The sequence below is a fragment of the Brevundimonas sp. UBA6550 genome (genome assembly GCF_002434505.1).
In the GTDB taxonomy this organism is placed as follows: domain Bacteria; phylum Pseudomonadota; class Alphaproteobacteria; order Caulobacterales; family Caulobacteraceae; genus Brevundimonas.
In genome coordinates, this window is the sequence record NZ_DJKE01000012.1 from 66,673 (window position 1) to 91,156 (window position 24,484).

Here is a 24,484-nt window from a genome sequence, read left to right on the forward strand (position 1 = left end):
TCGGCTCAGGCCAGCATCAGGGGCGCGGTCTGAAACACAACCCCGACGCCCGCGATGACGCCCCCGGCCACCGCCATGTGCAGGCCGAAGGCGCGGGTGTCTTCCGGCTCGTCCTGGCGAAGCTGGGACGCCGCGCGCCACGCCACGGCGGCAATGGCGGCGAGACAGGCCAGACTGAAGACCAGGCCGATGACCTTGCCGCCCGCCGCGTCGCGCCACGCCACGTCCGCGAAACTGGCCAGCAGATAGAGCCCCAGGAAATGCACGGCCCAGATCATCAGGCCGCCCAAGGCCACGAGCCAGAACCTCACGACATCACGCCGGGGAACAGGCGCACCAGCAGGGTCGTGCCTGCCCCCTGAAGCGCCGTGAAGGCCAGGAACAGGGCGATCAACTCGAACGTCGCCGGCCGCTTGGGCGACAGATGACCGAACATCCAGCGCAGCGCGGCGAACGGCCCCATCAGCAGACAGATTCCCGCGAACAACCCCTGCCAGGCCAGCAGGGCGAAGACGGTGGCGCCCTGGCTGGAGACGTCAGGCCGCAGCCCCGAGGCCCACCAGGCCGAGGCCTCCGCCGCCCAGGCTCCGCCCGCCGCCAGGGTCGCCAGAAGCATCACGGCCGCGGCGATCACCGGACTGCGCGGACGATCCAGCTTCAGCGCGGCCTGCGCCGCCCAGCCGCCGACGCCGGCCAGGACCAGCAGACCCAGCGTCAACGGCACGGAGCCCAGGTCCGGCGGCGCCTGCCACAGGTCGGGCCGGCGGCTCCACAGGAAGACGTAAGAGAAGCAGGCCATGACGGCGACCATGCCGCCGACGATCAGGGTGATGACCATGGCCCACCAGCCGTGGCTGGACGGCCCCGACACATAGGTCGGCAGCCGGACGCCGCCGCCGACGTCCACCGTCTCATGCGGGTTCGGCCGATCCAGCCGCCAGGCCCACTCCCAGATGCAGTAGATCGCCAGCAGGCCGCTGATGACCGAAAGCAGATAGGCCTGGACGGTCAGGATCAGGAAGAAACCGGCCGTGAAGACCGCGCCCCACACATACCAGCTGGAAGGCCGGGGAATGCGCAGCACATATTGCGGCTCGGCGTTGACCGGGCTGGTGATCAGGGTTTCGCGATCGCCGCGCGGCGCGCCCGGCAGGAAGTATCGGCCCGCCGCCACGTCCCGCGCCAGATCCTTCTGGTCCCACAGGGGATAGAGGCTTCGGATCACCGGCGACGACCGCAGCGAATACAGGCCCGACGGCAGCCATTCCAGCCCCGGCCCGCCGAAGACGTTGCCCGCCTCCTTGGCGCGGAACGGGCGGAAGTTGCGGATCATGTCCACGACCCACAACAGCACGGCCAGGCCGAACAGGAACGATCCCACGGTCGAGATCATATTGGGCAAATCCCATCCCCGGTCCGGCAGATAGGTATAGACCCGGCGCGGCATCCCCATCAGCCCGGTCAGGTGCATCGGCAGGAAGGTGACGTTGTGGCCCACGAACATCAGCCAGAAGATCCACTTGCCCCAGCGTTCGGACAGCGGCCGCGCGCTCGACATCGGCAGCCAGTAGTAGATAGCCGCGAACAGCGGGAACACCATGCCGCCGATCAGCACGTAATGCAGATGGGCGACGATGAAATAGCTGTCGTGCGCCTGCCAGTCGAACGGCACCATGGCCACCATCACCCCCGTCAGCCCGCCCATGACGAAGGTGACCAGCCCCCCGACCGCGAACAGGCCCGGCGTGTTGAAGCGCATCTTGCCCGCCGCCAGGGTGGCGATCCAGGCGAAGACCTGCACCCCCGCCGGCACGCTGACGGCCATGGAGGCGGCGCTGAAATAGTTGATCGAGATCTGCGGCATCCCGGTCGTGAACATGTGGTGCGCCCATACGCCGAAGCTGATGAAGCCCGTCGCCAGCATGGCCAGCACCACCAGCCGGTATCCGACCAGCTTGGTCTGGGCCACCGCCGGGATCAGGGTGGACATGGCCCCCGCCGCCGGCAGGAAGATGATGTAGACCTCCGGGTGGCCGAAGAACCAGAACAGGTGCTGCCACAGCATGGGGTCGCCCCCCTTGGCCGCATCGAAGAAGGGCCAGCCCAGCGCGCGTTCCAGCTCCAGCAGCAGGGTCGACAGGATGATCGACGGGAAGGCGATGATGATCATGCAGGCGAAGATCAGCATGGCCCATGCGAAGATCGGCAGCTTGTCCAGCGTCATCCCCGGCGCGCGGGTCTTCAGCACCCCGACGATGATCTCGATGGCCCCGGCGATGGCCGAAATCTCGATGAAGCCGATGCCCAACAGCCAGAAGTCGGCGTTGATCCCGGGCGAATAGGTCATCGAGGTCAGCGGCGGATACATGAACCAGCCGCCGTTGGGCGCCAGGCCGAAGAACAGCGAGCAGAAGAAGCACAGCCCCCCGATCAGATAGGCCCAGAAGGCATAGGCCGACAGGCGCGGAAACGGCAGGTCGCGCGCCCCCAGCATCTGCGGCAGCAACAGCACGCCCAGCGCCTCGACCGCCGGCACGGCGAACAGGAACATCATCACCGTGCCGTGCATGGTGAAGATCTGGTTGTAGGTCTCCTGCGCCAGGAAGCCCGTCATGGGCAGGGCCAGTTGCGTCCGCATCAACAGCGCCAGAACCCCGGCCAGCACGAAGAACAGCATGGCCGCCCCGACGTAATAGACGCCGACGAAGTTGTTGTTGATCGCGGTGATCCACTCCCACGGCTTGCGCGGGCCGCACCAGACGTCCTCCAACTGCTCCAGTTCGCCCTCGGGCCGAGGCTCGTCGGTCGGAAAGCGTTTGTAGAGTTCGGTGTCGAACCCGGTTTCCGAACTCATTTCAGGCTTTCCAGATAGGCGGCGACGGCCCGCAGGTCTTGCCCGGCCAGGACCGGATAGGACGGCATCCTGTTGCCCGGTTTGATCGCCTGGCTATCGGAAATCCAGCCCGCCATCGTCCCCTGATTGTTCGGCAGGATGCCGGCGCCCAGGGTCTGGCGCGATCCGACATGGGTCAGATCGGGCCCGGCCAGCCCGTTGGCCTCGGTCCCGCGAATGGTGTGGCAGGCGGCGCAGCCGGAGGCCGCGAACACCTGACGCCCCTGGTCGATCAGGGCCGGCGTCTCCTGCGCCGAGACCACCGGCTGGGCGGCCCTGGCCTGGCGCGCCCTCCAGGCGGCGAAACCGTCCGGCGCATGAGCCACCACCACCAGCCCCATCAGCGCGTGCGGCCCGCCGCAGTATTCCGCGCACTGGCCGCCATAGGTCCCCGGCTGGTCCGCCTGCAGCCGCATGAAGTTGCGACGACCGGGGATCATGTCGGTCTTGCCGCCCAGGCGCGGAACCCAGAAGCTGTGGATCACGTCGGCGCTTTCCAGCTCGAACACCACCGGCTGGCCGACGGGGATATGCACCTCGTTCGCGTCCTGCAGGATTTCGCGGCCCTGGTCGTCCAGATAGGCCACGCGCCACCACCACATCTCGCCGGTCACGCGGATTCGCATTTCACCGGGCCGGGGCGCATCGGCGATCCGCGCGGTGGTGTTCAGCCCGTAGATCAGAAGCCCCGTCAAAACCACGACCGGAAAGGCCAGGCCAGCCATCCAGATCAGCCGCTCGCCGCCCACGCGCCGCTTCCATTTTCGTGATCCGAACAGCGCCACGCCCAGCGCGGCCAGGACGATCGCCATGACCACCACCGACATGACGAACAACACCCAGGCCACGGTGTGGATCGGCGCCGCGAACGGCCCTGCCGGGTCCAGCACGGGCGGGGGCCAGCCGGCGGTTCCGGGCGTCGGTTCAGTCGTCATCGAGCGTATACAGATAGGCCGCGACGTCGCGGGCTTGGTCGTGGGACAGGGGCATGGGCGGCATGGCGGTCTGGGGGTCCAGCGAGGGGGCGTCGATCAGCCAGCGGATCAGCACGTTGGGCTGGTTGGGCAGCCGGCCCGCGATCATCGGCCGCACGCCGAATCCGGCCAGGTTGGAGCCGCTGCGACCCTGGGGCCAGGCGACGCCGGGAATCGTGTGACACGCGGCGCAACCGACCTCTCGCACGACGCTTAACCCCCTGGCCGCATCGCCCCGCGCCACCTGACGCGGCAGATCGGCCTTGTCCACGCACGCGGCCAGCATCAGGGGCAGGCCGGCGATCAGCCACCCCCTCTTGCTTCGGCGCGCCTGCGTCGATCGTCTCATCTCGCCCCCAAAAGCTTGACCACACAATCCTCTGCCGGGGTCGGGGTTCCCCGGTGCGACACGCCGCCCCGGTCAAACGCCGGAACCTTCGCCATAGAGGCGGGTTCGAAGGGGCGTGCGCACGCCCCTCCCCCTCATCGGTCTGTCGTTCGCCCTGGCGGCGCTCGCGGCTTGCGATTCTACGCGCGGACAGACGGATGCGGCCTTCAGCGCGGATGGTCGGATCATCGCCATGAGCGGCGGCGCCGGCGGGGCGGCCAACGCCTGTTTCACCTGTCACGGCCTGCAGGGCCAGGGCGACGGCGTCTCCGCCCCGCGCCTTGCCGGTCTGGATGTCGGCTATCTGCAGAAGCAGATGGAGGACTACGCCTCGGGCCTGCGTCCCGACGACCAGATGACCCGCATCGCCAAGGCGCTGAACCAGAAGGATCGCCGCGCCGTCGCCGCCTGGTACGCCGGCCTGCCTGCCTCGTCGGCGCCCACCGCCCCCACACCCGCTCCGGCCATCTATCTGTCGGGCGATCCGTCGCGCGGCATCGTGGCCTGCGCCTCGTGCCACGGCGTCGAGGGCGAAGGGACGGGTCGCGGCGGCAACCCCCAGATCGCCGGCCAGCCCGCCGCCTATACGCTGGAGCAGATCGACCGCTGGAAGTCCGGCAAACGCCGCAACGATCCGCGCGGCGTCATGGCCGCCGCCGTCAAATCGCTTTCGGACCCAGAAGCCCGCGCAATAGCGCTTTGGCTGTCGACACGACCCGCCGCTCCAGCGCCCGCCAGCGCCGCTGCCACCGGGTCCGCTTCCGTGGACGCAGCGGCACGACCGGCAGCATCGCGTGAAACACGTCGTCCCGATCGATCAGATGGTGCTTGAGCGCGGCGCCCGCGTGAATGGGGATCATCAGCAGCAGCGTCAGCACCATGCCCCAATGCATCCACTCCGCCGCCGCCTCGATCGCCCATAGCTGGGTGTTCGACAAATCCTGCAAAGGCAGCAGCGGCCAGGGAATAAACCCCAGCGCCTCCAGCTGGCGCGTCCGGTCCGTCGCCGAAACCATCGCCCATCCCGTCAGCGGCAGGCCGAACAGGCAGATGTAGAAGACATAGTGGGTGACATGCGCCGCCCAGCTTTCCCAGCCCGGCTTGTCCGCATCATTGACCAGATCCGGGGCCATCAGCCGCCAGGACAGCCGACCGATCACCAGGATCAGCATCAGCACCCCGATGGCGAAATGCAGGTCATAGGCCGCGACCATGGCCGCCCCCACCGGCTGTCGCCCCATCCAGAAGCCCCAGCCGATCTGGAACACCACCAGCGCCGCCATCGTCCAGTGAAAGGCGATGCCCACCGGCGAATATCGGCCCTCGTCGTGGTGGCCCGCCGCCCATTCCAGAGCCTGCTGGAACAGCCGAACGATCACGCCGCGACCTCTCGCGTCGGCCCCAGCATCCGCCCCAGAACCGCCAGGGCGGCGAACAGATAAAGCGCCGACGCCGGCGCCCACATGATCAGCCCCGCCGCCTGCTGATCCTCCAGCGGCGTCATCCCCCAGGCCAGCGTCGTATAGAAGTGCGGCGCATAGACCGCCTGCCCGGCGAAGGTCAGCACCGCCCCCAGCAATCCCATCGTCAGCATCGCCGCCAGCAGGGCCACGACCGCGGCCGGCGCCGAAGCGGCTCTGACTCTGGTCCAGAACCAGACAGCGCTCGCCAGCAGACTCGACTGCATCACCCAATAGAGGGCGTCGTTCGAAAGCGCCGCGCCATAAAGGCCCGGCGCGTGCCAGGCCCACAGCACCACCGCCTGCACCGCCGTCGCCAGGATCAGCCCGCCGCCGTCACGCCTCGGCGTCGCCCAGGCCAGCAGCGGCGCCGCCACCCCGACCAGAAGCACGTGATGCACCGTCCGCGCCGAAAACAACGCCGAGCTCAGGGCGCACAGGGGCGAAACGAAACTGATCGCCAGAACCCCCATCCCCATCAGACCCAACACCCGCCGACGCCCCTCCAGCCGCGTGGCCACAAGGAAAGCTGCAATCAGCATGACGCCCAGCAGGATCGGGTCCAGATTCCACCGCCAATCCCCCGCCTCCGGCGCCGGACCGCAATATGGGGTCCAGATCTGTCCTGCATTCATGATCCACCCCCGCCACGCGCCCGCTCAAGGCTTGGACTTCAAAGCCTCGAACGCCGCCACGGTTCCTCTCGCGGATCCGTCTGCGGCGATTGGTCTGACGCATTTCACCGGGGACGGCGCCTCATTCGGCGGGACAGAGCGGCGTGAGTGATCGCGCGATGGGCGAAAGGGTGTGGAACGTGCTGGAGTGGAAGATCAGCGGCGAAATCCCCTCGGCTGCGGCGGCCCGGTGGAGACGGAAAAGGACGATGTCATGGTCGCCCGCTTCGACCTCCTTCTCCACCGAACAGTCCAGCCAGGCCGGCGCGCCGGCCAGGAACAGCGCACCCTCCGCGCCGACCTGATAGTCCAGCCCTGAGAACCGATCATCGCCCGTTTGCGCAAGTTGGCGCGCGGCGACCGCATGGCTGTCTCCAAGGAAAGAGATGCCGATGCGCCGACACCCACGGAGCCGCCGCCAGGTGCAGGAGCCGCGCTTGATGCAGACCGACACCAGAGGCGGATTCAGCGACACAGCGACGAATGCGCTGGCCGTCATGCCGACGGGACGACCGTCTTCCATCGCGCCCAGGGCCGTAACCCCGGTCGGGAACAGGCCGAAGAGCCGGCGCAGATCGGCTTGCTCGGTGATGTCGGCTAGGTTCGGCATGGTGAATACTCGCTGCGCGTCGGACGTCGTTCGGCCATGTCGAACGGCTCGGTCATGCGACTGCAAGGACATAGGAGCATCGTCACGGCCGGTTACGATCCCTCATCTCAAGGATCAGGCCGACAGTTCTTTTCGGACGATCTCGGCCCCGGCGCTCAAGGCCTTCAGCTTGCCGTTCGCCACCCGGCGGGACAGGGGCGCCATGCCGCAGTTGGTGGCGGGAAAAAGCTTGTCGGCGTCCACGAACTGCAACGCCTTTCTCAGGGTGTCCGCCACCTGTTCGGGCGTCTCGATGACGTCGGTCGCCACGTCGATAGCCCCGACCATCACCTTCTTGCCCCGGATCAGTTCGATCAGGTCCATCGGCACGCGCGAGTTCTGGGCCTCGAGCGAAATGATGTCGATGCTGGAGGTTTGCAGCTTGGGGAAGGCCTCCTCGTACTGGCGCCACTCCGACCCCAGGGTCTTCTTCCAGTCCGTATTGGCCTTGATGCCGTAGCCGTAACAGATGTGGACGGCGGTCTCGCATTTCAGCCCCTCGGCCGCCCTTTCCAGCGTCGCGACACCCCAGTCGTTCACCTCGTCGAAGAAGACGTTGAAGGCGGGCTCGTCGAACTGGATGATGTCGACGCCGGCTGCCTCCAGTTCCCTGGCTTCCTCGTTGAGGATCTTGGCGAATTCCCAGGCCAGCTTCTCGCGGCTTTGGTAGTGGTCGTCATACAGGGTGTCGATCATCGTCATCGGACCCGGCAAGGCCCATTTGATCGGCTGGTCCGTCTGCCGGCGCAGGTATTTGGCGTCCTCGACAAAGACCGGCTTCTGACGGCTGACGGCGCCGACGACCACCGGCACGCTCGCATCATAGCGATTGCGGATCCGCATGGTCTTGCGGGCCTCGAAGTCCACCCCGTCCAGATGCTCGATGAAGGTCGTTACGAAGTGCTGGCGGGTCTGTTCGCCGTCGCTGACGATGTCGATGCCGGCGCGGCGTTGGTCGTCCAGCGACAGGCGCAGGGCGTCCTGCTTGGCCTCGACCAGTTCATCGCCTTCCAGCTTCCAGGGCGACCACAGGGTCTCGGGCTCGGCCAGCCAGACGGGCTTGGGCAGGCTTCCGGCGGTGGATGTGGGCAGCAGGATTTTCATGACGGATGACTTCTTACGGGATGACGGATCAGGCGGCGAAGCTGGCGGACCATTGGTCCAGAACCTGCCGGTAGGGCTTGATGAAGCGCTCTTCGACGAACCGGCCCTGTTCGACCGCCAGGCGGCTGCGCTCCTCGCGGTCGTAGACGATGCGGGTCAGCGAATAGTCCTGGCATTGCAGGCTGGGCCGATACTGTTCCGACGCCGGGGAGTTGGCGTTGTAGATCTCGGGCCGATAGATCTTCTGGAAGGTCTCCATCGTGCTGATGGTGCTGACCAGTTCCAGGTCGGTGTAGTCGCCGGTCAGGTCGCCGATGTGATAGAAGGCGAAGGGCGCGACGCTGCCCCTGGGCATGAAATAGCGCACCTTCATCCCCATCTTGGCGAAGTACTGATCGGTCGGAGAAAACTCGTCGTTCGCGTATTCGCTGCCCAGCACAGGGTGCTCGCCGCCGGTGCGGTGATAGGTCTTGTTGCTCGACACGCTCAGGCAGATGACGGGCGGCTTGCCGAAGTTGTCGCGATAGACGGCCGAACTCAGGAAATGCTTGAACAGCTTGCCGTGCAGGTCGCCGAAATCCGCCGGCGCGAAGGCGCCGGGATTGGCCTTCATATGCGCGGGCAGGACCACGCTGAAGTCGTAGTCGCGCACATAGGAGGAGAAGTTGTTGCCGACGATCCCGTCGATGCGCCGGCCGGTCTGGCTGTCCACGATCGTCGTCTGAAGGATTTCGATCAGCGGGAAACTGTCGGTCCCCTCGCCTGGCGCCACGCTCATCTCCACGGAGACGATCTGCAGTTCGACCGCATAGCGATCCCCCCTCGGATTGTCCCAGTGCGCCAGGGAGTTGAAGCGATTGTCGATCATCCTCAGGGTGTTGCGCAGGTTTTCCTGGCGGCTGTCCCCCCTGGCCAGATTGGCGAAATTGGTCGTGATCCGGGTATTCTCGGCAGGGACATAATGCTCGTCGAGCGCGGTGCGCTTGATGGTGAATGTGAAAGCGTTGTTCGCCATGGTCTCTGCCGTTGATGCTGGCGGAACAGCGGGCAGGAACGCGCGACCGCTCGCACACGGAAAGCCTCCGTCGCGGCGTTCATGCGACCTGACCGACACCCCGCCGGAGGACGTTATCTGTCGGGGCAGGTCTCCTGGCTCGCGGGTCACGGCTTCCGGTCCGGCCTTCCCGGAGGCGAACCTCCAGTGACATCCGATGGACCCTCGGCTCGCCGCTTACAGTTGCGGGGGCAGCGCCGGCTTCGACCGCAGTCTCACCGGCTTCCCTCTTAGCTCCATTCAGCCCGAAGACTGAGCGGAGAACCACGACACACGGACACTGCCACAGCCACGCCTGAAGTCAAGAAAGATATAAAGATATCTTTATGTCCTTATACGATCCGCCTGCTCACTGTCATGCCGCCGTGGGATAGGGCGTCGCCGCGCTGCGGTTGGGGTCGATCACCAGCGCGCGCCCTATGGGCGGAAACGCCCTTTGCGGGCAGGCCGGGCGCTCGCACACCTTGCAGCCCGCGCCGATGGGCGTGGCGGCGGCGATGTCGGACAGGTCCAGCCCTTGCGAATAGACCAGGCGCGATGCGTGGCGGATGTCGCACCCCAGGCCGATGGCGAAACTCTTGCCCGGCGCGCCAAAGGCCGGACCGGGACTGCCGACCGTTCGGGCGATCCACAGATAGGTGCGTCCGTCGGGCATCTGCGCCATCTGGGTCAGGACGCGGCCGGGCTGAGCGAAGGCTTCGTAAACATTCCAGAGCGGGCACGAGCCGCCCACGCGCGAAAAGTGAAAGTCGGTCGCCGACTGGCGTTTGGAGATGTTGCCTGCGCGATCGACTCTGACGAAGAAGAAGGGCACGCCCAGCGCCCCCGGCCGCTGAAGGGTGGAAAGCCGGTGACAGACGGTCTCGAACCCCACCCCGAAATGTCGCCCAAGCCGCACGATGTCGTAACCGAAGGTTTCGGCCTGCTGAAGAAAATCACGATAGGGCAACAGGACGGCGCCGGCGAAATACTGGGCCAGGCCGATGCGCAGAAGGTCGCGCGTCTCCTGGTCGTCGAACCCCGCGCCGTCGATCAAGGTCTCGATGGCGGCGCCCGCCTCCAGATAGGCGAGCTGCATCGCCATCTGGAACGCCTGTTGCCCCTGTTTGGTGAAGGGCGAGACATGCAGGGGTGCGATTGACGACGTCGAAACGACGCTGCGCCTCCTCACCCTCATCGACGACGACGCGCACGCCGTGCCTTTGAGCCAGCCAGGCCGCCAGGCCCGGCCGGACCTGACGCGGCGTCAGACCAGCGGCGGCATAGAGACGCTCTGCCGCCTCATCCAGTTCGGCGACATGATTGCGACGCGAGTAGAAGAAGTCGCGCACCTGTTCGAACGGCATACGGGCGGGCGTGTCGTCGGCGAACTCCTCTCCCAGCCTCAAGGCCATGGCCTCGGCCCGGTCGGCGCTGCGCCTCGACTTGCGGTGCAGCGCGACCAGCGCCCGCCCGACCGCAGGCATGTTCAGCGCGAGTTCGCGCAGCTCAGCCGTCGATATGTGCTCGGCCCCGCCCTCCCCCAGAGCTTCGCGCACGTCCGAGATCAGCCGCCCCTCCTCGTCTTCCGAGAACAGCTGAACATCGACGCCGAACGCGGCGTTGAGCTTGAGCAGCAGGGGCACGGTCAGCGGGCGCTGGTTCTGCTCGATCTGACTGAGATAGCTGTTGGATATTCCCAGCGCCTGCGCCACGGCGGTCTGGGTCAGACTGCGCTCTTCGCGCAGCCGACGCAGGCGAACACCCATGAAGGTCTTGCTCATAGACTTTTACAACTTTTGCATAAAGCCAGAAAGAATTTCTCAAACATCCGCAAAGGGAATGCTTAAGCCTGACCGATAAATGCAAATATTGCAAACATGAAGACGTCGCAAGACGTCTTGCCGCCGCTCAGACCGCTCAGGGCTCTGACGGCACGAAGACGTCGCCCGCCATCAGCCGACGCGCGCTGCGGCTCATGACGGCCTTGACGACGGTCCAGTCGCCGTCGCGCCGCTCCGCCTCGGCCCCGACCCGCAACGTGCCGGACGGATGGCCGAACCGGACCGCGCTGCGCTCGCCCCCGCCGGCCGCCAGATTGACCAGCGTGCCCGGCACGGCGGCGGCCGCGCCAATGGCGACGGCGGCGGTGCCCATCATGGCGTGGTGCAGCTTGCCCATCGACAGGGCGCGGACCAGCAGGTCGATCTCCTGCGCCTTGATCGTCCTGCCGCTGGAGACGAGGTGATCGCGGGCCGGCGCGACGAAGGCGATCTTGGGCGTGTGCTGACGGCGCGAGGCCTCATCGACCGATGCGATCAGCCCCATCCGAACCGCGCCGATGGCGCGCAGGGCCTCGAACCGTTTCAAGGCCGCCGCATCGCCATTTATCGCCTCCTGCAGCTCGGCGCCGGTATAGCCGATATCGGCGGCGTCGACGAAGATGGTCGGAATGCCGGCGTTGATCAGCGTGGCCTTCAGCCTGCCGCCCGCCACCAGGTCCTCCGGCACATCCAGTTCGTCGATCAGATTGCCTGTCGGGAACATGGCGCCCCCTGAACCGTCATCGGCCTCGCCCTCATCGGCGGGGTCCAGGAATTCCAGCACGATCTCTGCGGCGGGGAAGGCCACGCCGTCCAGTTCGAAGTCGCCGGTCTCCTGCACGGCCCCGCCCGCCACTGGGACATGGGCGATGATGGTCTTGCCGATATTGGCCTGCCAGATGCGAACGGTGCGGACGCCGTCGGCCCCTGCATCGACATAGCCCGCGTGGATCGCGAAGGCCCCTGCCGCCGTCGACAGATTCCCGCAGTTGCCCGACCAGTCGACGAAATCCGTGTCGATGGAGACCTGGCCATACAGATAGTCGACATCATGGTCGGGTCGGTCGCTGGGCGACAGGATCACGCATTTCGACGTGCTCGAGGTCGCGCCGCCCATGCCGTCGATCTGTTTGCCATAGGCGTCCGGACTGCCGATCACCCGCTGGAACAGCCGGTCCCGCGTCGGACCAGGCACGCGCGCCGCGTCGGGCAGGTCTTCCAAGCGGAAGAAGACGCCCTTGGACGTGCCGCCGCGCATATAGGTGGCGGGGATGCGTATCTGCGGACCGTGCGACATCAGGCGGCGGCCTCCTGTTCCAGAAAGTCCTGAGCGAAGCGTTGCAGCACACCGCCCGCCTCATAGATCGAGACCTCCTCGGCGGTGTCCAGGCGGCATTTGACCGAGACCGTCTCCTGCGTCCCGTCAGCGCGGTGAACGACCAGGCTCAGCTCCACGCCTGGCGCGGCCTGGCCGATGACGTCATAGGTTTCCGTGCCGTCCAGCTTCAGCCCCAGCCGGGTCACGCCGCCGGTGAACTCCAGCGGCATCACGCCCATGCCGATCAGATTGGTGCGGTGAATCCGCTCGAACCCCTCGGCGACGATGGCCTCGACCCCCGCCAGACGCACGCCCTTGGCGGCCCAGTCGCGCGACGAGCCCTGACCGTAATCGGCCCCGGCGATGATGATCAGCGGCTGACGACGGCCCAGATAGGTCTCGATCGCCTCCCACATCCGCACCACCTGGCCGTCCGGCTCCAGCCGCGCCAGAGAGCCCTTCTTCACCGCCCCGTCGACCACGGCCATCTCATTGACCAGTTGGGGGTTGGCGAAGGTGGCGCGCATGGCCGTCAGGTGATCGCCGCGATGGGTGGCGTAGGAGTTGTAGTCCTCTTCCGGCACGCCCATCGCCGTCAGATACTCACCCGCCGCCGAGGTCGGCAGGATGGCGTTCGACGGCGACAGGTGATCGGTCGTGATGTTGTCCGGCAGGATGGCCAGCGGCCGCATCCCCTTCAGCGTGCGCGGGCTGGCCGCCAGGGCGCCCAAGCCCTCGGTGTCCCAATAGGGCGGACGACGGATATAGGTCGACTGGGGCCGCCAGTCATACAGCGGCGCGGCGGGCGCTCCGCCGTGCAGGCGCTTGGCGAACATCGGCTCATAGACGTTGCGGAACTGCTCGGGCTTGACGTGCTTGCCGACGATGGCGTCGATCTCGGCGTCGGCGGGCCACAGGTCCTTCAGACGGATTTCACGACCGTCAGGCGCGACGCCCAGCACATCCTGCTCGATATCGAACCGCACCGTCCCGGCGATGGCGTAGGCCACCACCAGCGGCGGCGAGGCCAGGAAGGCCTGTTTCGCATAAGGATGGATGCGGCCGTCGAAGTTGCGGTTCCCGGACAGAACGGCGGTCGTATAGAGGTCGCGCTCCACGATCTCGTTCTGGATCACCGGATCGAGCGCGCCCGACATGCCGTTGCAGGTGGTGCAGGCGAAGCCGACGATGCCGAAGCCCAGCGCCTCCAGTTCCGGCAGCAGGCCCGCGTCCTCCAGATACAGTTGCGCCACCTTGGAGCCCGGCGCGAACGAGGTCTTGACCCAGGGCTTGCGGACCAGACCCAGGGCGTTGGCCTTTCGCGCCACCAGGCCGGCCGCGACCACGTTTCGGGGGTTGGAGGTGTTGGTGCAGCTGGTGATGGCGGCGATGATGACCGCGCCGTCCGGCATCAGACCCTGGCGCTCTTCGGCCAGGGCGCCGTCCAGATCGACCGCCACGCCGCGCGCCTGCAGGGCCGAGGTCGGCAGACGACGATGCGGATTCGAAGGCCCAGCCAGATTGCGCTCGACCGTGGACAGATCGAACGCCAGCACCCGCTCATAGTCGGCGGTTTTCAGCCCGTCAGCCCAAAGGCCGATGGTCTTGGCGTAGGTCTCGACCAGGTCGATCTGTTCGGGCTCGCGGCCGGTCAGGCGCAGATAGTCGATGGTCTGCTGGTCGATGTAGAACATCGCCGCCGTCGCCCCGTATTCCGGGCACATGTTCGAGATGGTGGCCCGGTCGCCGATGGTCAGGCTGTCCGCCCCCTCCCCGAAGAACTCCAGCCAGGCGCCGACCACGCGCTCCTTGCGCAGGAACTCGGTCAGGGCCAGCACGATGTCGGTGGCGGTGATGCCCTCATGGCGCCGCCCCATCAGCTTGACGCCCACGATGTCGGGCAGCCGCATCATCGACGGCCGGCCCAGCATCACCGTCTCGGCCTCCAGCCCGCCGACTCCAATCGCTATGACGCCCAGGGCGTCGACGTGGGGCGTATGGCTGTCGGTGCCGACGCAGGTATCGGGGAAGGCGAGCCCATCGCGCACCTGCACGACCGGAGACATCTTCTCCAGATTGATCTGGTGCATGATGCCGTTGCCGGCGGGAATGACGTCCACATTCTCGAAGGCCCGCTTGGTCCATTCGATGAAGTGGAAGCGGTCCTCGTTCCGGCGATCCTCGATGGCGCGGTTCTTGGCGAAGGCCTCGGGATCGAACCCCGGCGCCTCGACCGCCAGGGAGTGGTCGACGATCAGCTGGGTCGGCACGACCGGATTGACCTTGGCCGGATCCCCGCCCTGCTCGGCGATGGCGTCACGCAGTCCCGCCAGATCGACCAGGGCCGTCTGGCCCAGAATGTCGTGGCAGACGACGCGCGCCGGATACCAGGGAAAGTCCAGATCGCGCTTGCGCTCGACAATCTGCCTCAGCGCCTCGTCGCGCGAGGCGGGGTCGCAATGACGCACCAGCTGCTCGGCCAGCACGCGCGACACATAGGGCAGACGGTCATAGGCGCCCGGCTGAATGGCGTGAACCGCCGCGCGCACATCGAAATAGTCGAGCGACGTACCGAGCAGCCGGCGACGATAGGCTTCATTCATTTGAGCCGAGTTCCCTGATCTTCATCGCGTCATTATCGACCCGCGACGGGGGCTTCGGAACGCCTGAAAGGGCGGAGATTTGTGAACGCCGCCCTGCAAATCAGCAAACTTTGCGGACGCATCCAAGTTTGCAGCTTTCGCGGATTTGCAGCATCGCCTTCACTGATTTCCGCTCTTTCAGTCCTTCTGAGATCGATCGAAGCGTGAATATTCAAGGGCCTCGCGGATGATCCGCTGTCCGAGGCCCCCATGTCGTCGCCGACGCCGTTTCCCCCTGACGAGACCCGGTTCGCCGAAATGGTCTTCCCGGAACAGGCCAATCACTATGGCGCGCTGTTCGCCGGTTCTGCCCTTGCGCTGCTGAGCAAGGCCGCCTTCGTCGCCGCCAGCCGCCGCGCCCGCAACGATGTCGTGATGGCGCGGTCCGAAGCCACCGATTTTCACACGCCCGTCCGCGTCGGCGAACTGCTGGACATGGTGGCGCGCGTGATCCGTGTCGGTCGCACGTCCCTGACCGTGGAGGTCGAGGGCGTCGCCGAAACCCTGTCCACCGGCGCGCGACGCCCGGCGCTGAACGGCCGCTTCGAAATGGTCGCCGTCGACGCCGAGGGCCGTCCGCGCCCGATCACCCTTCACCCCTGCTCCTGCGCCCCGGTCTCCATGGCCGCCCGATAAGCTTTTCGAGGAAATCCATGTCCGAAGTCGCCGCCGCTCCTGGCGTGAAGCCGAAGAAGTCCGTCGCCCTGTCCGGCGTCCTGGCGGGCAACACCGCCCTGTGCACCGTCGGCCGCTCGGGCAACGACCTGCATTATCGGGGCTATGACATCCTGGACTTCGCCGAGACCAGCGAGTTCGAGGAAATCGCTCACCTGCTGATTCACGGCGCCCTGCCGACCGCCGCTCAGCTCAAGGCTTACAAGGCCAAGCTCAAGGCGCTGCGCGGCCTGCCCGCCGCCGTGAAGTCGGCGCTGGAGACGGTTCCGGCGGCGGCCCACCCGATGGACGTGATGCGGACCGGCGTTTCGGCCCTGGGCTGCGCCCTGCCTGAGGCGCACGACCACAACCACCCCGGCGCCCGCGACATCGCCGACCGGCTGATCGCCTCCCTGGGGTCGATGCTGCTCTACTGGCACCACTTCAGCCAGAACGGCCGCCGCATCGAGGTGGAGACCGACGACGACTCCATCGGCGGCCATTTCCTGCATCTGCTTCATGGGACGGCGCCGTCCGACAGCTGGGTGCGGGCCATGCACACCTCGCTGATCCTGTACGCCGAGCATGAGTTCAACGCCTCGACCTTCACCGCCCGCGTCATCGCCGGGACGGGCTCGGACATGTTCTCGGCCATCGCCGGGGCCATCGGCGCCCTGCGCGGTCCCAAGCACGGCGGCGCCAATGAAGTCGCCTTCGAGATCCAGAAGCGCTACGCCGACGCCGACGAGGCCGAGGCCGACATTCGCCGTCGCATGGAGGCGAAAGAGGTCATCATCGGCTTCGGCCACCCGGTCTATACGATCAGCGACCCCCGCAATGTCGTCATCAAGCGTGTCGCCAAGACCCTGTCGGACGAAGCCGGTTCGACCCGGATGTACGACATCGCCGAACGCATCGAGAGCGTCATGATGGACGAGAAGAAGATGTTCCCGAACCTCGACTGGTTCTCGGCCGTCTCCTACCACATGATGGGCGTGCCGACGGCGATGTTCACGCCCCTGTTCGTCATCTCGCGCACCACGGGCTGGGCCGCCCATGTGATCGAGCAACGCACCGACAACAAGATCATCCGCCCCTCGGCCAACTACACCGGCCCGGAAAACCTCACGTTCGCGCCCCTGGCCGAACGCGCCTAAGACCGCCTGAAAGCCTACGGAGTCTCCATGCCCTATCTCGTCGCCGCCGACCTGCCGACCGAATCCGCCGGCAAGCGTTTCCGCGCCGCCCTGGCCCGTGACGGCATCTGGCAGTTGCCCGGCGCCCACAACGGCCAGGCGGCCATCCAGGCCAGGAACGCCGGCTTCGACGGGGTCTATCTGTCGGGTGCCGCCATGACGGCCTCCATGGGCCTGCCGGACCTGGGCATCATCACGGTGGACGAGGTCGCCTTCTTCATCCGCCAGATCGCCCGCGCGTCCGGCCTTCCCCTGTTGGTGGACGGCGACACCGGCTATGGCGAGGCGCTGAACGTCATGCACATGGTGCGGACCTTCGAGGAGGCGGGCGCCGGCGCCGTACACCTGGAAGACCAGATCCTGCCCAAGAAGTGCGGCCACCTGAACGGCAAGGCCCTGGTCCCGGCCCTGGACATGGCCGCCAAGGTCGCCGCCGCCAAGAAGGCCAGCCGCGACATCGTCATCATGGCCCGCACCGACGCAGCCGGCGTGGAAGGCTTCGACGCCGCCGTCGACCGCGCCAGGATGTATGTCGACGCCGGCGCCGACTGCATCTTCCCCGAAGCGCTCAACACCCGTGAGATGTTCGAGAAGTTCGCCAAGGCCATGCCCGGCGTACCCCTGCTGGCCAATATGACCGAGTTCGGCAAGACGCCCTTCTACACCGCCAAGGAGTTCGAGCAGATGGGCTACAAGATGGTGATCTGGCCGGTCTCGTCCCTGCGCGTCGCCAACAAGGCGCAGTCGGAACTGTACGCCTCGATCAAGACCAATGGCGGAACGCACAAATATGTGGACCGCATGCAGACCCGCCAGGAACTGTACGACACCATCGGCCTGCACGCCTTCGAAGAACTGGACGCCTCCATCATCAAGACCGTCGTGCCTCAAGGGATGCCGCAGGACGGTTGATCCGCCGAAGCGCGGACACTGGACGCCTCTCCATGATCGAAGCCGCGAAACGTGAGGAGCTCGTCCGCCGTGTCTCCGTGCCGCCCGGAGACGAAACGCAGGCGAACCTCAGCGAGCAGGTTCCAACTGCTAAAAGCCCCGGCCGTATGCCCGTCACCCGCGAGTCAGGATGACGCATTCAGATTCAAAGCGACAGCACGCACCGCTCGTTGATCGTCGGGCGAGCCACCTGAATGCGGCACAGGCCCGGCCATTCGGGCTTCAACCGTGCGACGAACCACAGGCACAGGTTCTCCAGGCTGGGCAGTTCCAGCCCCGGATGCTCGTTCAGCATCCCGTGGTCCAGCGTCTCGGCCGCCGCCTTCAGCGCCCGGTCCAGCGCGCCCAGGTCCGCGACCCAGCCGTGGTCGGCATCCAGCACCTCGGACCGCACCGTCGCCTCGACCGTGAAGGAATGGCCGTGGACGCGGCGATAGATGCTGCCCTCGGGTTCGTTGGGGAAGTGGTGGGCGGCGTCGAACGTCGCCTGTTTGGTGATCTCGAAGACGGGCATTAGCGGACGCCGATATATTTGTGGGTCTGGACGCTCAGGCGCCATTGGGGATGGGTCAGGCAGTATTCGATGGCGTCGGCGGTGTTCGCGACCTGATCCGGCCCGTCCATCGGCTGCAGCCAGAAGCGTTCGAAATCCAGATGCTCGAACCGGTCGGGCATGGCCTTGTCCTGCGGAAAGACCAGTTTCAGCTCCTGCCCGCGCGTCTGGACCACGGGCGCATCCGCCTTGGGGCTGACGCAGATCCAGTCGATCCCGTCGGGCGCCGCCAGCGTGCCGTTCGACTCGATGGCGATCTCGAACCCGCGCGCATGAAGGGCCGCGATCAGCGCCGCATCCAGTTGCAGCAACGGCTCTCCGCCGGTGCAGACGACCAGTTTCGGATCGCCCTCGCGTCCTCGCCACAGCGATGCGACATGATCGGCCAACAGGTCCGCCGTCGTGAACTTGCCGCCCCCGCCGCCGTCCACGCCGACGAAATCGGTGTCGCAGAAGGTGCAGACCGCGCTGGCCCGATCCTGCTCGCGCCCGCTCCACAGGTTGCAGCCGGCGAAGCGCAGGAAGACCGCGGGCCGCCCCGCCTGTCCGCCCTCGCCCTGCACGGTCAGAAAGACCTCCTTGGCCGAATAGGTCATTGTGAGGCGACCCATTCCTCGTAACCCGCCGCGCGCAGGTCGCAGGCCGGGCATTCGCCGCAACCATAGCCCCAGGCGTGCCGGTGCGTCCGGTCGCCCTGATAGCAGGTGTGGCTGTCCTCGATGATCATCTCGACCAGGGCGGCCCCGCCGATCTGCTGCGCCAACTCCCACGTCTGGGCCTTGGTCAGCCACATCAGGGGGGTCTCGATCACAACCGGCTTGTCCAGCCCCAGCGACAGCGCCCGCGCCATGGCCACCATCGTGTCGTGGCGACAATCGGGATAGCCGGAATAGTCCGTTTCGCACATGCCGCCGACCAGCACCTCCAGGCCGCGCCGGTCCGCCAGCGCCGCCGCCGCGACCAGGAAGATCAGGTTGCGACCCGGGACGAAGGTGGTCGGCAGGCCGCGCGCATCCATCTCGATCTTGCGGTCCGCGGTCAGGGCGCTCTCGGCGATCCGGCCGTACCCGGTCAGGTCCACCACATGATCGTCGCCCAGACGATCCGCATACTGAGCCAGGGCCTTGGTCATGCTGTCGCGCACCGTCTGGCGCGCCTGCATCTCGACCGCATGGCGCTGGCCATAGTCGAAGCCCACCGTCTCGACCCGGTCGAACCGCTTCAGCGCCCAAGCCAGGCAGGTCGCGCTGTCCTGCCCGCCGGAGAACAGGACCAAGGCGGTTTTTTGGGTCTTTTCCAGGATTTCGCTCATGACAAACCTGCGGTCGGCCGGTCGGCCGCGCGCATGCACAAAGGGATGAAGACCCTAGATGGGTCGGGCGGGCCTCATACACCAGACCCCCGCCCGGGGCAAAAAAGGCGGATTTGCGTTTGGGCCTCGCGGCTTAACCAATCCGCAAGCGATTTCGGACTTATACTCACAATGAGTAGGAGTTCCGGGCAGTATGCCGACCATCGAAACCCTTTCCGAGCGTCCCCAGCCGGTGGCTCCGACGACGCTTGGGTGCGAGGTGCTGGCGCGCTTCAATCGCGAGCCGGACACGCTGGTCATACCCGTCGTCGACGGCGACCGCCCCGTGGGCCTGGTCGAGCGCACCGCATTTCTTGAAAAGATCGCCGCCCGGTTCGGCCACGCCCTTTACGACCTTCGCCCCATCACCTTCGCCATGGACGCCGAACCGGCGGTGGTGGAGGCCGGCGTTCGCATCGACGCCTTCTGCGACATCATGCTGAAGGGCGGCCCCGCAGCCTTGTTGCGGGGCTTTATCGTGACCCGCCATGGCGCCTATCTAGGCGTCGGCACCGCCGCGACCCTGCTCCAGGCGGTCAACACGCGCCAACGCGAACAGAACGAGCAACTGGCCGAACAGGCCGCCATCCTCAGCGACACCCGCGCCCAGGCCATCGCCGCCGCCCGCGCCAAGAGCCAGTTCTTGGCCATCATGAGCCATGAATTGCGCACGCCGATGAACGGCGTGCTGGCCGTCGCCGAACTGCTGCGCCGCCAGCCCCTGACGGCGACCGCCCAGGCGCACGTCCAGACCATCGTGGATTCGTCCGAGACCCTGCTGCGCATCCTGCAGGACGCGGTGGACCTGTCCAAGGCCGAGGCGGGCGAACTGGAGCTGTCCAGCACGCCGACGGCTTTGCGCGCCGTGATGGACGATATTCAGTCGATGTGGGAGCCCCGCGCCTCTCAGGACGGCGTCACTCTGCTGGTCGGCTGTGAGGGCGACACCGACCTGGCGGCCGTGATCGACGGCGTGCGCCTGAAACAGGTGTTCAACAACCTGATCGGCAATGCGCTGAAGTTCGCCCGCAACGGCGTGGTCGAGGCCGGGCTGAAGGCCTGGGTCGAGGGCGGCGACATCCATATGGAGGCCCGCGTCCGCGACGACGGACCTGGCGTGGACGTCGACCGGGTCGATTCCATCTTCGAACCCTTCGTCCATGGCTCGGGGCCCGACGGCGCCGGTCTCGGCCTTTCCATCTGCCGTCAGGTCATCGACCGGATGGGCGGCCGGATCTGGGCCGAGAACAACAAGGGACGCGGCGCCACCTTCGCCTTCGACCTGACCGCGCCGCGCGCGATCATGGAGGCCGAGGTTCAGTCGAACGTCTCCGACCTGGCCGGTTTCGACCTGAAGGCGGCGCCGCACATTCTGATCGTCGACGACAACGCCACCAACCGCGTGGTCGCCCAGGCCCTGTGCGAAATGTTCGGCTGCAGTTCCGAACTGGCCGAGGATGGGCTGGAGGCGCTGCAGGCCGTGCAGGAAAGCCGCTACGATCTGGTGCTGATGGACATCAAGATGCCGCGCATGGACGGGGTGCAGGCGACCCAGGCCATCCGCGCCTTGCCCGCCCCCGTCGGCCGCGTGCCCATCGTGGCCCTGACCGCCAACGCCGACCCCGAGGACGCCAAACACTATCTGTCCATCGGCATGGCGGCGGTGGTCGAAAAGCCGATCAAGCCCGAACGTCTGCGTATGGCCATGAACGCCGCCCTGGCGATGGCGCAGGACGCCGAAGGTCAAGACGCATCGGGCCGGTCGGCCGCCTGACGCGGCTCAATCCGGCCTGACGTCCAACGCCTCCTCGTCCTCCTCGTCATAGCCGACAAGACGCAGCGCTCTGGCCTTCTGGCCATTGATCTCCGCCCAGCGCAGCAGACCTTCCTCCCGACCATGGGTGATCCACACCTCCTCGGGCTTCAACTCCGTGAAGGTCGCCGTCAATTCGTTCCAGTCGGCGTGGTCGGACACGATCAACGGCAACTCCACACCTCTCTGACGCGCGCGGGCCTTCACACCCATCCATCCCGAGGCGAAGGCCGTGACCGGGTCGGCGAACCGGCGCGCCCACCGATCCTGAATGGCGGACGGCGGCGCTATGGCCACCTCGCCGCCCAGGGCGTTCCTGGGCAGGTCGCGCGTCGGCAGAAGCGGCCCCAGATCGACGCCTTCGCGTTCGTAAAGGGCGTTCAACCGCTCCATCGCGCCGTGATAATAGATGGGCCGATCCCACCCCGCCTCACGCAGCAGGCGAATGATCCGTTGCGCCTTGCCCAACGCATAGGCGCCGACCAGATGCGCCCGTTCCGGGAACTGAGCCAGCGAACGCACCAGCCGTCCCACCTCCTCTTCGGCCGGCGGATGGCTGAACACGGGCAGGCCGAAGGTCGCCTCTGAAATGAAGACGTGGCACGGGATCGGCTCGAACGGCGCGCAGGTCGGATCGCGGCGGCGTTTGTAATCGCCGGATACGACCATGGTCAGCCCCTTCCAGCGCACCTCGACCTGGGCCGAGCCCAGCACATGGCCCGCCGGCGCCAGTCTCAAATCGACGCCGTTTATCCCCGTCGCCTGGCCATATTCGACCGACTGCGCCTGGTCCGTGAAATCGGCGCCATAGCGTTCTGCCATGATCGCCAATGTCTGGCGCGTCGCCAGCACGGCGCCATGCCCCGCCCGCGCATGATCGGAATGGCCGTGGGTGATGACGGCTCGATCAACCGGCCGCACCGGATCGACATAGAAGTCGCCGGGCGGGCAATAGAGGCCGGCGGGCGTCGGATGCAGCAGGTCTTCGGCGCGGATCATGGTCCCCTAACGCACTCGACGCCGTCGGGTCGCCGATCCATACAGGAACACCCCAGAACCGCCGGAAAGGCCGTACTGCTTGATGTCCGACAGCTTCCTGACCTCCATCCTGCCCCAACTCGCGGCGGGCGCGGCCCATACGGGAGCGCTGGGCTTCGCCTTCGACGGCCTGCATGACGGCGAGCCGCGCATCCGCGTGCCCTGGCGCGAGGATCTGGTCGGCGACCCCGACGGCGGCGTGTTCGCAGGCGGCCTGGTGACGACGTTGCTGGATCATATCGGCGGGTTGGCGGTGTGGACGGCACTGGACGCCTTCCAACCCATAGCCACCGTGGATTTGCGCGTGGACTATATGCGGGCCGCCCGGCCGCATCGGGACCTGCTGGCCCAAGGGGTCTGCTATCGCATGACCCATACCATCGCCTTCGTGCGGGCCTGGGCTTTCGAGGACGACCCGTCCGACCCGGTGGCGGCGGCCCAGTCGGCCTATATCTTCAATCCATCTCGCGAACGCTTGGTCGGAGCGGCCGCATGACCGACATTCTCGCCACCCTGCCCTACGCCCGGTTTCTGGGCCTGAAAACGTTCGTCAGCGGCGACGAGGTGACCGTGATCATGCCCTTCGCGGACAAGCTGATCGGCAATCCGATGCTGCCGGCGTTGCACGGCGGATCGACGGCCGCCCTGCTGGAGATGACCGCCATGGCGCAACTGGCCATGGCCTTTCCCAGTCCGCGCCTGCCCCGTCCGATCAACGTCACCGTGGCCTATCTCCGCACCGGGCGGCCGATCGACGTCTTCGCCCGAGCCAGGATCAGCCGCGCCGGCCGCCGCCTGGCCCACGTCCAGGCCGAGGCCTGGCAGGAAGAACGTTCACAGCCAATCGCCAGCCTGACCGCGCACTTCCTGCTCGACAACCAGAACTGATCGTCCGGGCGCGGACGGTCGATTCGCTTTGGGAGCCCGCCGCTGCTGACATTCGAGCGCCAGCCATGACGCGGGGTTCAACGCGCGATTGTTCAAGGTATGAACATACCCCTATCAAACAAGGTTAAGACGTGATAACCATACGGCCTCTGTAACCATACCTTGAGGGGCTCTCATGGACCGGACTGAAGTCGTCACCAGCGTTGCTGGCGATCTGCATGCTACCGAACTCGCGATCGACGCCGCGATCACTCAGGCGACGACCCTGGTTCAATCCTTCATCGGCGCCCGCGCGGCCCTCTCGCTCTCGCCGGTCAGCGGCACGATGTCCCAAGCCAAGGCCATGGAAACCATCGCCGCCCTGTCGGCCGCGCGCGAATCCATCGTCGCCTGCCACGCCGAACTGCAAAAGGACCACCGTCGCCTCGGCTACGGCACCTACGCCGCCGGCCCAATCGCCAAGCCGGACGACTGGCTCGATCCGAAGGCCGCCTTGACGCCGACGCATCTGCACCGCGTCGCGTGAATTGTTGGTAAGCTTGGCTTACCGCGATTTCCGTCTGTCGTGACTTAGGTCATTATCGCCCCCGCGCATTTCTGCACGGGGGCGATTTGCCATGCTTAATCTAGCCTACGCCGTCGTCGGCGCGGTCTTCATGGTCGGCATGGCGTTGTTCGCTTTCTTAAAAGGGGGACCAGCGGAGCGCTTCGGCGCGGGCGCGTATCTCTTTGCTTGGTTTGCATCGATCATTCTGCAGGAGAACAGCGGCTTCCGCGGAATGCCGGTCGGTCTTTTCCTGATCGACGTTGCCGCTCTTTTTGTTTTTGTCGGCCTCTCTTGGCGTTATCGCCAATCATGGCCGGTATGGGTTAGCGGCATTCAGCTCATCACCGTGATGTGTCACATCATGATACTTACCAAGCAGCCCGTTTTACTTGCATCATTGATTACCGTTATGAATCTCAACAGCTATCTCATCATCGGATTTTTGACCGTCGGCACCTTTTTCTCGTGGCAAGACCGCCACGCCGCAGAGATGAATAGGTAGAAATTCCTAGACCGAACGCTTATTCTGCGGCGA

The 24,484-nt window shown here is 66.3% G+C and carries 24 protein-coding genes, 2 pseudogenes and 1 riboswitch; of the genes and pseudogenes, 9 read left to right on the forward strand and 17 right to left on the reverse strand.

The features are described from left to right. Nucleotides 1–5 precede the first annotated feature (5 nt). Genes B3Z70_RS13630 through B3Z70_RS13645 form a run of 4 tightly spaced genes read right to left on the reverse strand, consistent with a single transcriptional unit; the run spans nt 6 to nt 4,216 of the window. Complete coding sequence (locus B3Z70_RS13630; protein WP_292022393.1) at nt 6–311, reverse strand: hypothetical protein; 306 nt, start codon at nt 309–311, stop codon at nt 6–8. Continuing rightward, nucleotides 308–2,854: a cytochrome c oxidase subunit I gene (gene ctaD, locus B3Z70_RS13635; RefSeq protein WP_292022391.1), complete on the reverse strand. Its 2,547-nt coding sequence runs from the start codon at nt 2,852–2,854 to the stop codon at nt 308–310. The genes B3Z70_RS13630 and ctaD overlap by 4 nt, the downstream gene beginning before the upstream one ends. Further along, on the reverse strand, nt 2,851–3,828 hold the full coding sequence (gene coxB / locus B3Z70_RS13640) for a cytochrome c oxidase subunit II (RefSeq protein ID WP_292022390.1): 978 nt from the start codon (nt 3,826–3,828) through the stop codon (nt 2,851–2,853). Before coxB ends, ctaD begins: the two co-directional genes overlap by 4 nt. Further along, entirely contained in the window at nt 3,818–4,216 is a 399-nt protein-coding gene (locus tag B3Z70_RS13645; protein WP_292022387.1) for a c-type cytochrome, read from the reverse strand. Before B3Z70_RS13645 ends, coxB begins: the two co-directional genes overlap by 11 nt. Nucleotides 4,217–4,448: 232 nt before the next feature. Between B3Z70_RS13645 and B3Z70_RS13650 the strand changes: the two are divergent. Further along, a pseudogene (locus tag B3Z70_RS13650) lies at nt 4,449–4,907 on the forward strand (c-type cytochrome); the annotation flags it as partial. Nucleotides 4,908–4,914: 7 nt separating this feature from the next. On the opposite strand, the gene B3Z70_RS13655 reads toward B3Z70_RS13650, so the two are convergent. From B3Z70_RS13655 to acnD, 9 genes and pseudogenes are all read right to left on the reverse strand, one after another. After that, complete coding sequence (locus tag B3Z70_RS13655) at nt 4,915–5,634, reverse strand: cytochrome b (protein ID WP_292022384.1); 720 nt, start codon at nt 5,632–5,634, stop codon at nt 4,915–4,917. Further along, nucleotides 5,631–6,350, reverse strand: a complete 720-nt coding sequence (locus B3Z70_RS13660; RefSeq protein ID WP_292022382.1) for a cytochrome c oxidase assembly protein — start codon at nt 6,348–6,350, stop codon at nt 5,631–5,633. Before B3Z70_RS13660 ends, B3Z70_RS13655 begins: the two co-directional genes overlap by 4 nt. Nucleotides 6,351–6,471: 121 nt before the next feature. Then, nucleotides 6,472–6,999: a flavin reductase family protein gene (locus tag B3Z70_RS13665; RefSeq protein ID WP_292022379.1), complete on the reverse strand. Its 528-nt coding sequence runs from the start codon at nt 6,997–6,999 to the stop codon at nt 6,472–6,474. Between the two features lie 114 nt (nt 7,000–7,113). Then, nucleotides 7,114–8,142, reverse strand: coding sequence for a methionine synthase (locus B3Z70_RS13670; protein WP_292022377.1), 1,029 nt, complete (start codon nt 8,140–8,142; stop codon nt 7,114–7,116). A gap of 28 nt (nt 8,143–8,170) precedes the next feature. After that, the gene (locus B3Z70_RS13675; protein ID WP_292022375.1) at nt 8,171–9,157 is read right to left on the reverse strand and encodes a DUF1852 domain-containing protein; all 987 of its coding nucleotides are present in this window, start codon (nt 9,155–9,157) and stop codon (nt 8,171–8,173) included. Between the two features lie 107 nt (nt 9,158–9,264). Next, nucleotides 9,265–9,480: riboswitch (cobalamin riboswitch) on the reverse strand. A 71-nt stretch (nt 9,481–9,551) separates the two neighbouring features. Further along, a complete protein-coding gene (locus B3Z70_RS13680) occupies nt 9,552–10,280 on the reverse strand; it encodes a helix-turn-helix domain-containing protein (protein ID WP_292045771.1) in 729 nt (242 codons plus the stop codon). A gap of 550 nt (nt 10,281–10,830) precedes the next feature. Further along, nucleotides 10,831–10,959: pseudogene (locus tag B3Z70_RS17215) on the reverse strand (helix-turn-helix domain-containing protein); the annotation flags it as partial. A 136-nt stretch (nt 10,960–11,095) separates the two neighbouring features. Then, entirely contained in the window at nt 11,096–12,295 is a 1,200-nt protein-coding gene (gene prpF / locus B3Z70_RS13690) for a 2-methylaconitate cis-trans isomerase PrpF (protein WP_292045773.1), read from the reverse strand. Further along, nucleotides 12,295–14,919: a Fe/S-dependent 2-methylisocitrate dehydratase AcnD gene (gene acnD, locus B3Z70_RS13695; protein ID WP_292021679.1), complete on the reverse strand. Its 2,625-nt coding sequence runs from the start codon at nt 14,917–14,919 to the stop codon at nt 12,295–12,297. The genes prpF and acnD overlap by 1 nt, the downstream gene beginning before the upstream one ends. A 249-nt stretch (nt 14,920–15,168) precedes the next feature. Here acnD and B3Z70_RS13700 point away from each other — a divergent pair, with 249 nt between their 5' ends. The 3 genes from B3Z70_RS13700 to prpB are packed head-to-tail and all read left to right on the forward strand — an operon-like array spanning nt 15,169 to nt 17,720. Continuing rightward, complete coding sequence (locus B3Z70_RS13700; RefSeq protein ID WP_292021681.1) at nt 15,169–15,594, forward strand: acyl-CoA thioesterase; 426 nt, start codon at nt 15,169–15,171, stop codon at nt 15,592–15,594. Nucleotides 15,595–15,611: 17 nt separating this feature from the next. Continuing rightward, on the forward strand, nt 15,612–16,769 hold the full coding sequence (prpC, locus tag B3Z70_RS13705; RefSeq protein ID WP_292021684.1) for a bifunctional 2-methylcitrate synthase/citrate synthase: 1,158 nt from the start codon (nt 15,612–15,614) through the stop codon (nt 16,767–16,769). 27 nt (nt 16,770–16,796) lie between these two features. Continuing rightward, entirely contained in the window at nt 16,797–17,720 is a 924-nt protein-coding gene (gene prpB, locus B3Z70_RS13710; RefSeq protein ID WP_292021686.1) for a methylisocitrate lyase, read from the forward strand. A gap of 184 nt (nt 17,721–17,904) precedes the next feature. Here the strand turns inward: prpB and B3Z70_RS13715 are convergent, their stop codons facing one another. The 3 genes from B3Z70_RS13715 to queC are packed head-to-tail and all read right to left on the reverse strand — an operon-like array spanning nt 17,905 to nt 19,624. Then, nucleotides 17,905–18,273 carry a 6-pyruvoyl trahydropterin synthase family protein gene (locus B3Z70_RS13715; protein WP_292021687.1) on the reverse strand — a complete coding sequence of 123 codons (369 nt, stop codon included), beginning with the start codon at nt 18,271–18,273 and terminating at the stop codon, nt 17,905–17,907. Further along, nucleotides 18,273–18,908: a 7-carboxy-7-deazaguanine synthase gene (queE, locus tag B3Z70_RS13720; RefSeq protein ID WP_292021716.1), complete on the reverse strand. Its 636-nt coding sequence runs from the start codon at nt 18,906–18,908 to the stop codon at nt 18,273–18,275. Before queE ends, B3Z70_RS13715 begins: the two co-directional genes overlap by 1 nt. Continuing rightward, nucleotides 18,905–19,624 (reverse strand): 7-cyano-7-deazaguanine synthase QueC, encoded by a 720-nt coding sequence (queC, locus tag B3Z70_RS13725; protein ID WP_409410510.1) that lies wholly within the window; start codon nt 19,622–19,624, stop codon nt 18,905–18,907. The genes queE and queC overlap by 4 nt, the downstream gene beginning before the upstream one ends. Before the next feature lie 193 nt (nt 19,625–19,817). Between queC and B3Z70_RS13730 the strand changes: the two genes are divergently transcribed. Further along, nucleotides 19,818–21,437, forward strand: a complete 1,620-nt coding sequence (locus B3Z70_RS13730; RefSeq protein ID WP_292021689.1) for a response regulator — start codon at nt 19,818–19,820, stop codon at nt 21,435–21,437. 6 nt (nt 21,438–21,443) lie between these two features. Here the strand turns inward: B3Z70_RS13730 and B3Z70_RS13735 are convergent, their stop codons facing one another. Continuing rightward, the gene (locus B3Z70_RS13735; protein WP_292021691.1) at nt 21,444–22,475 is read right to left on the reverse strand and encodes a ligase-associated DNA damage response exonuclease; all 1,032 of its coding nucleotides are present in this window, start codon (nt 22,473–22,475) and stop codon (nt 21,444–21,446) included. A gap of 82 nt (nt 22,476–22,557) precedes the next feature. On the opposite strand from B3Z70_RS13735, the gene B3Z70_RS13740 reads away from it, so the two are divergent. From B3Z70_RS13740 to B3Z70_RS13755, 4 genes are all read left to right on the forward strand, one after another. Next, the gene (locus tag B3Z70_RS13740; protein ID WP_292021692.1) at nt 22,558–23,010 is read left to right on the forward strand and encodes a PaaI family thioesterase; all 453 of its coding nucleotides are present in this window, start codon (nt 22,558–22,560) and stop codon (nt 23,008–23,010) included. Further along, nucleotides 23,007–23,402 (forward strand): PaaI family thioesterase, encoded by a 396-nt coding sequence (locus B3Z70_RS13745; protein ID WP_292021694.1) that lies wholly within the window; start codon nt 23,007–23,009, stop codon nt 23,400–23,402. Before B3Z70_RS13740 ends, B3Z70_RS13745 begins: the two co-directional genes overlap by 4 nt. A 175-nt stretch (nt 23,403–23,577) precedes the next feature. Further along, nucleotides 23,578–23,928: a hypothetical protein gene (locus B3Z70_RS13750; RefSeq protein ID WP_248118943.1), complete on the forward strand. Its 351-nt coding sequence runs from the start codon at nt 23,578–23,580 to the stop codon at nt 23,926–23,928. 91 nt (nt 23,929–24,019) lie between these two features. Next, nucleotides 24,020–24,451, forward strand: coding sequence for a hypothetical protein (locus tag B3Z70_RS13755; protein ID WP_292021696.1), 432 nt, complete (start codon nt 24,020–24,022; stop codon nt 24,449–24,451). Nucleotides 24,452–24,484: the final 33 nt, after the last annotated feature.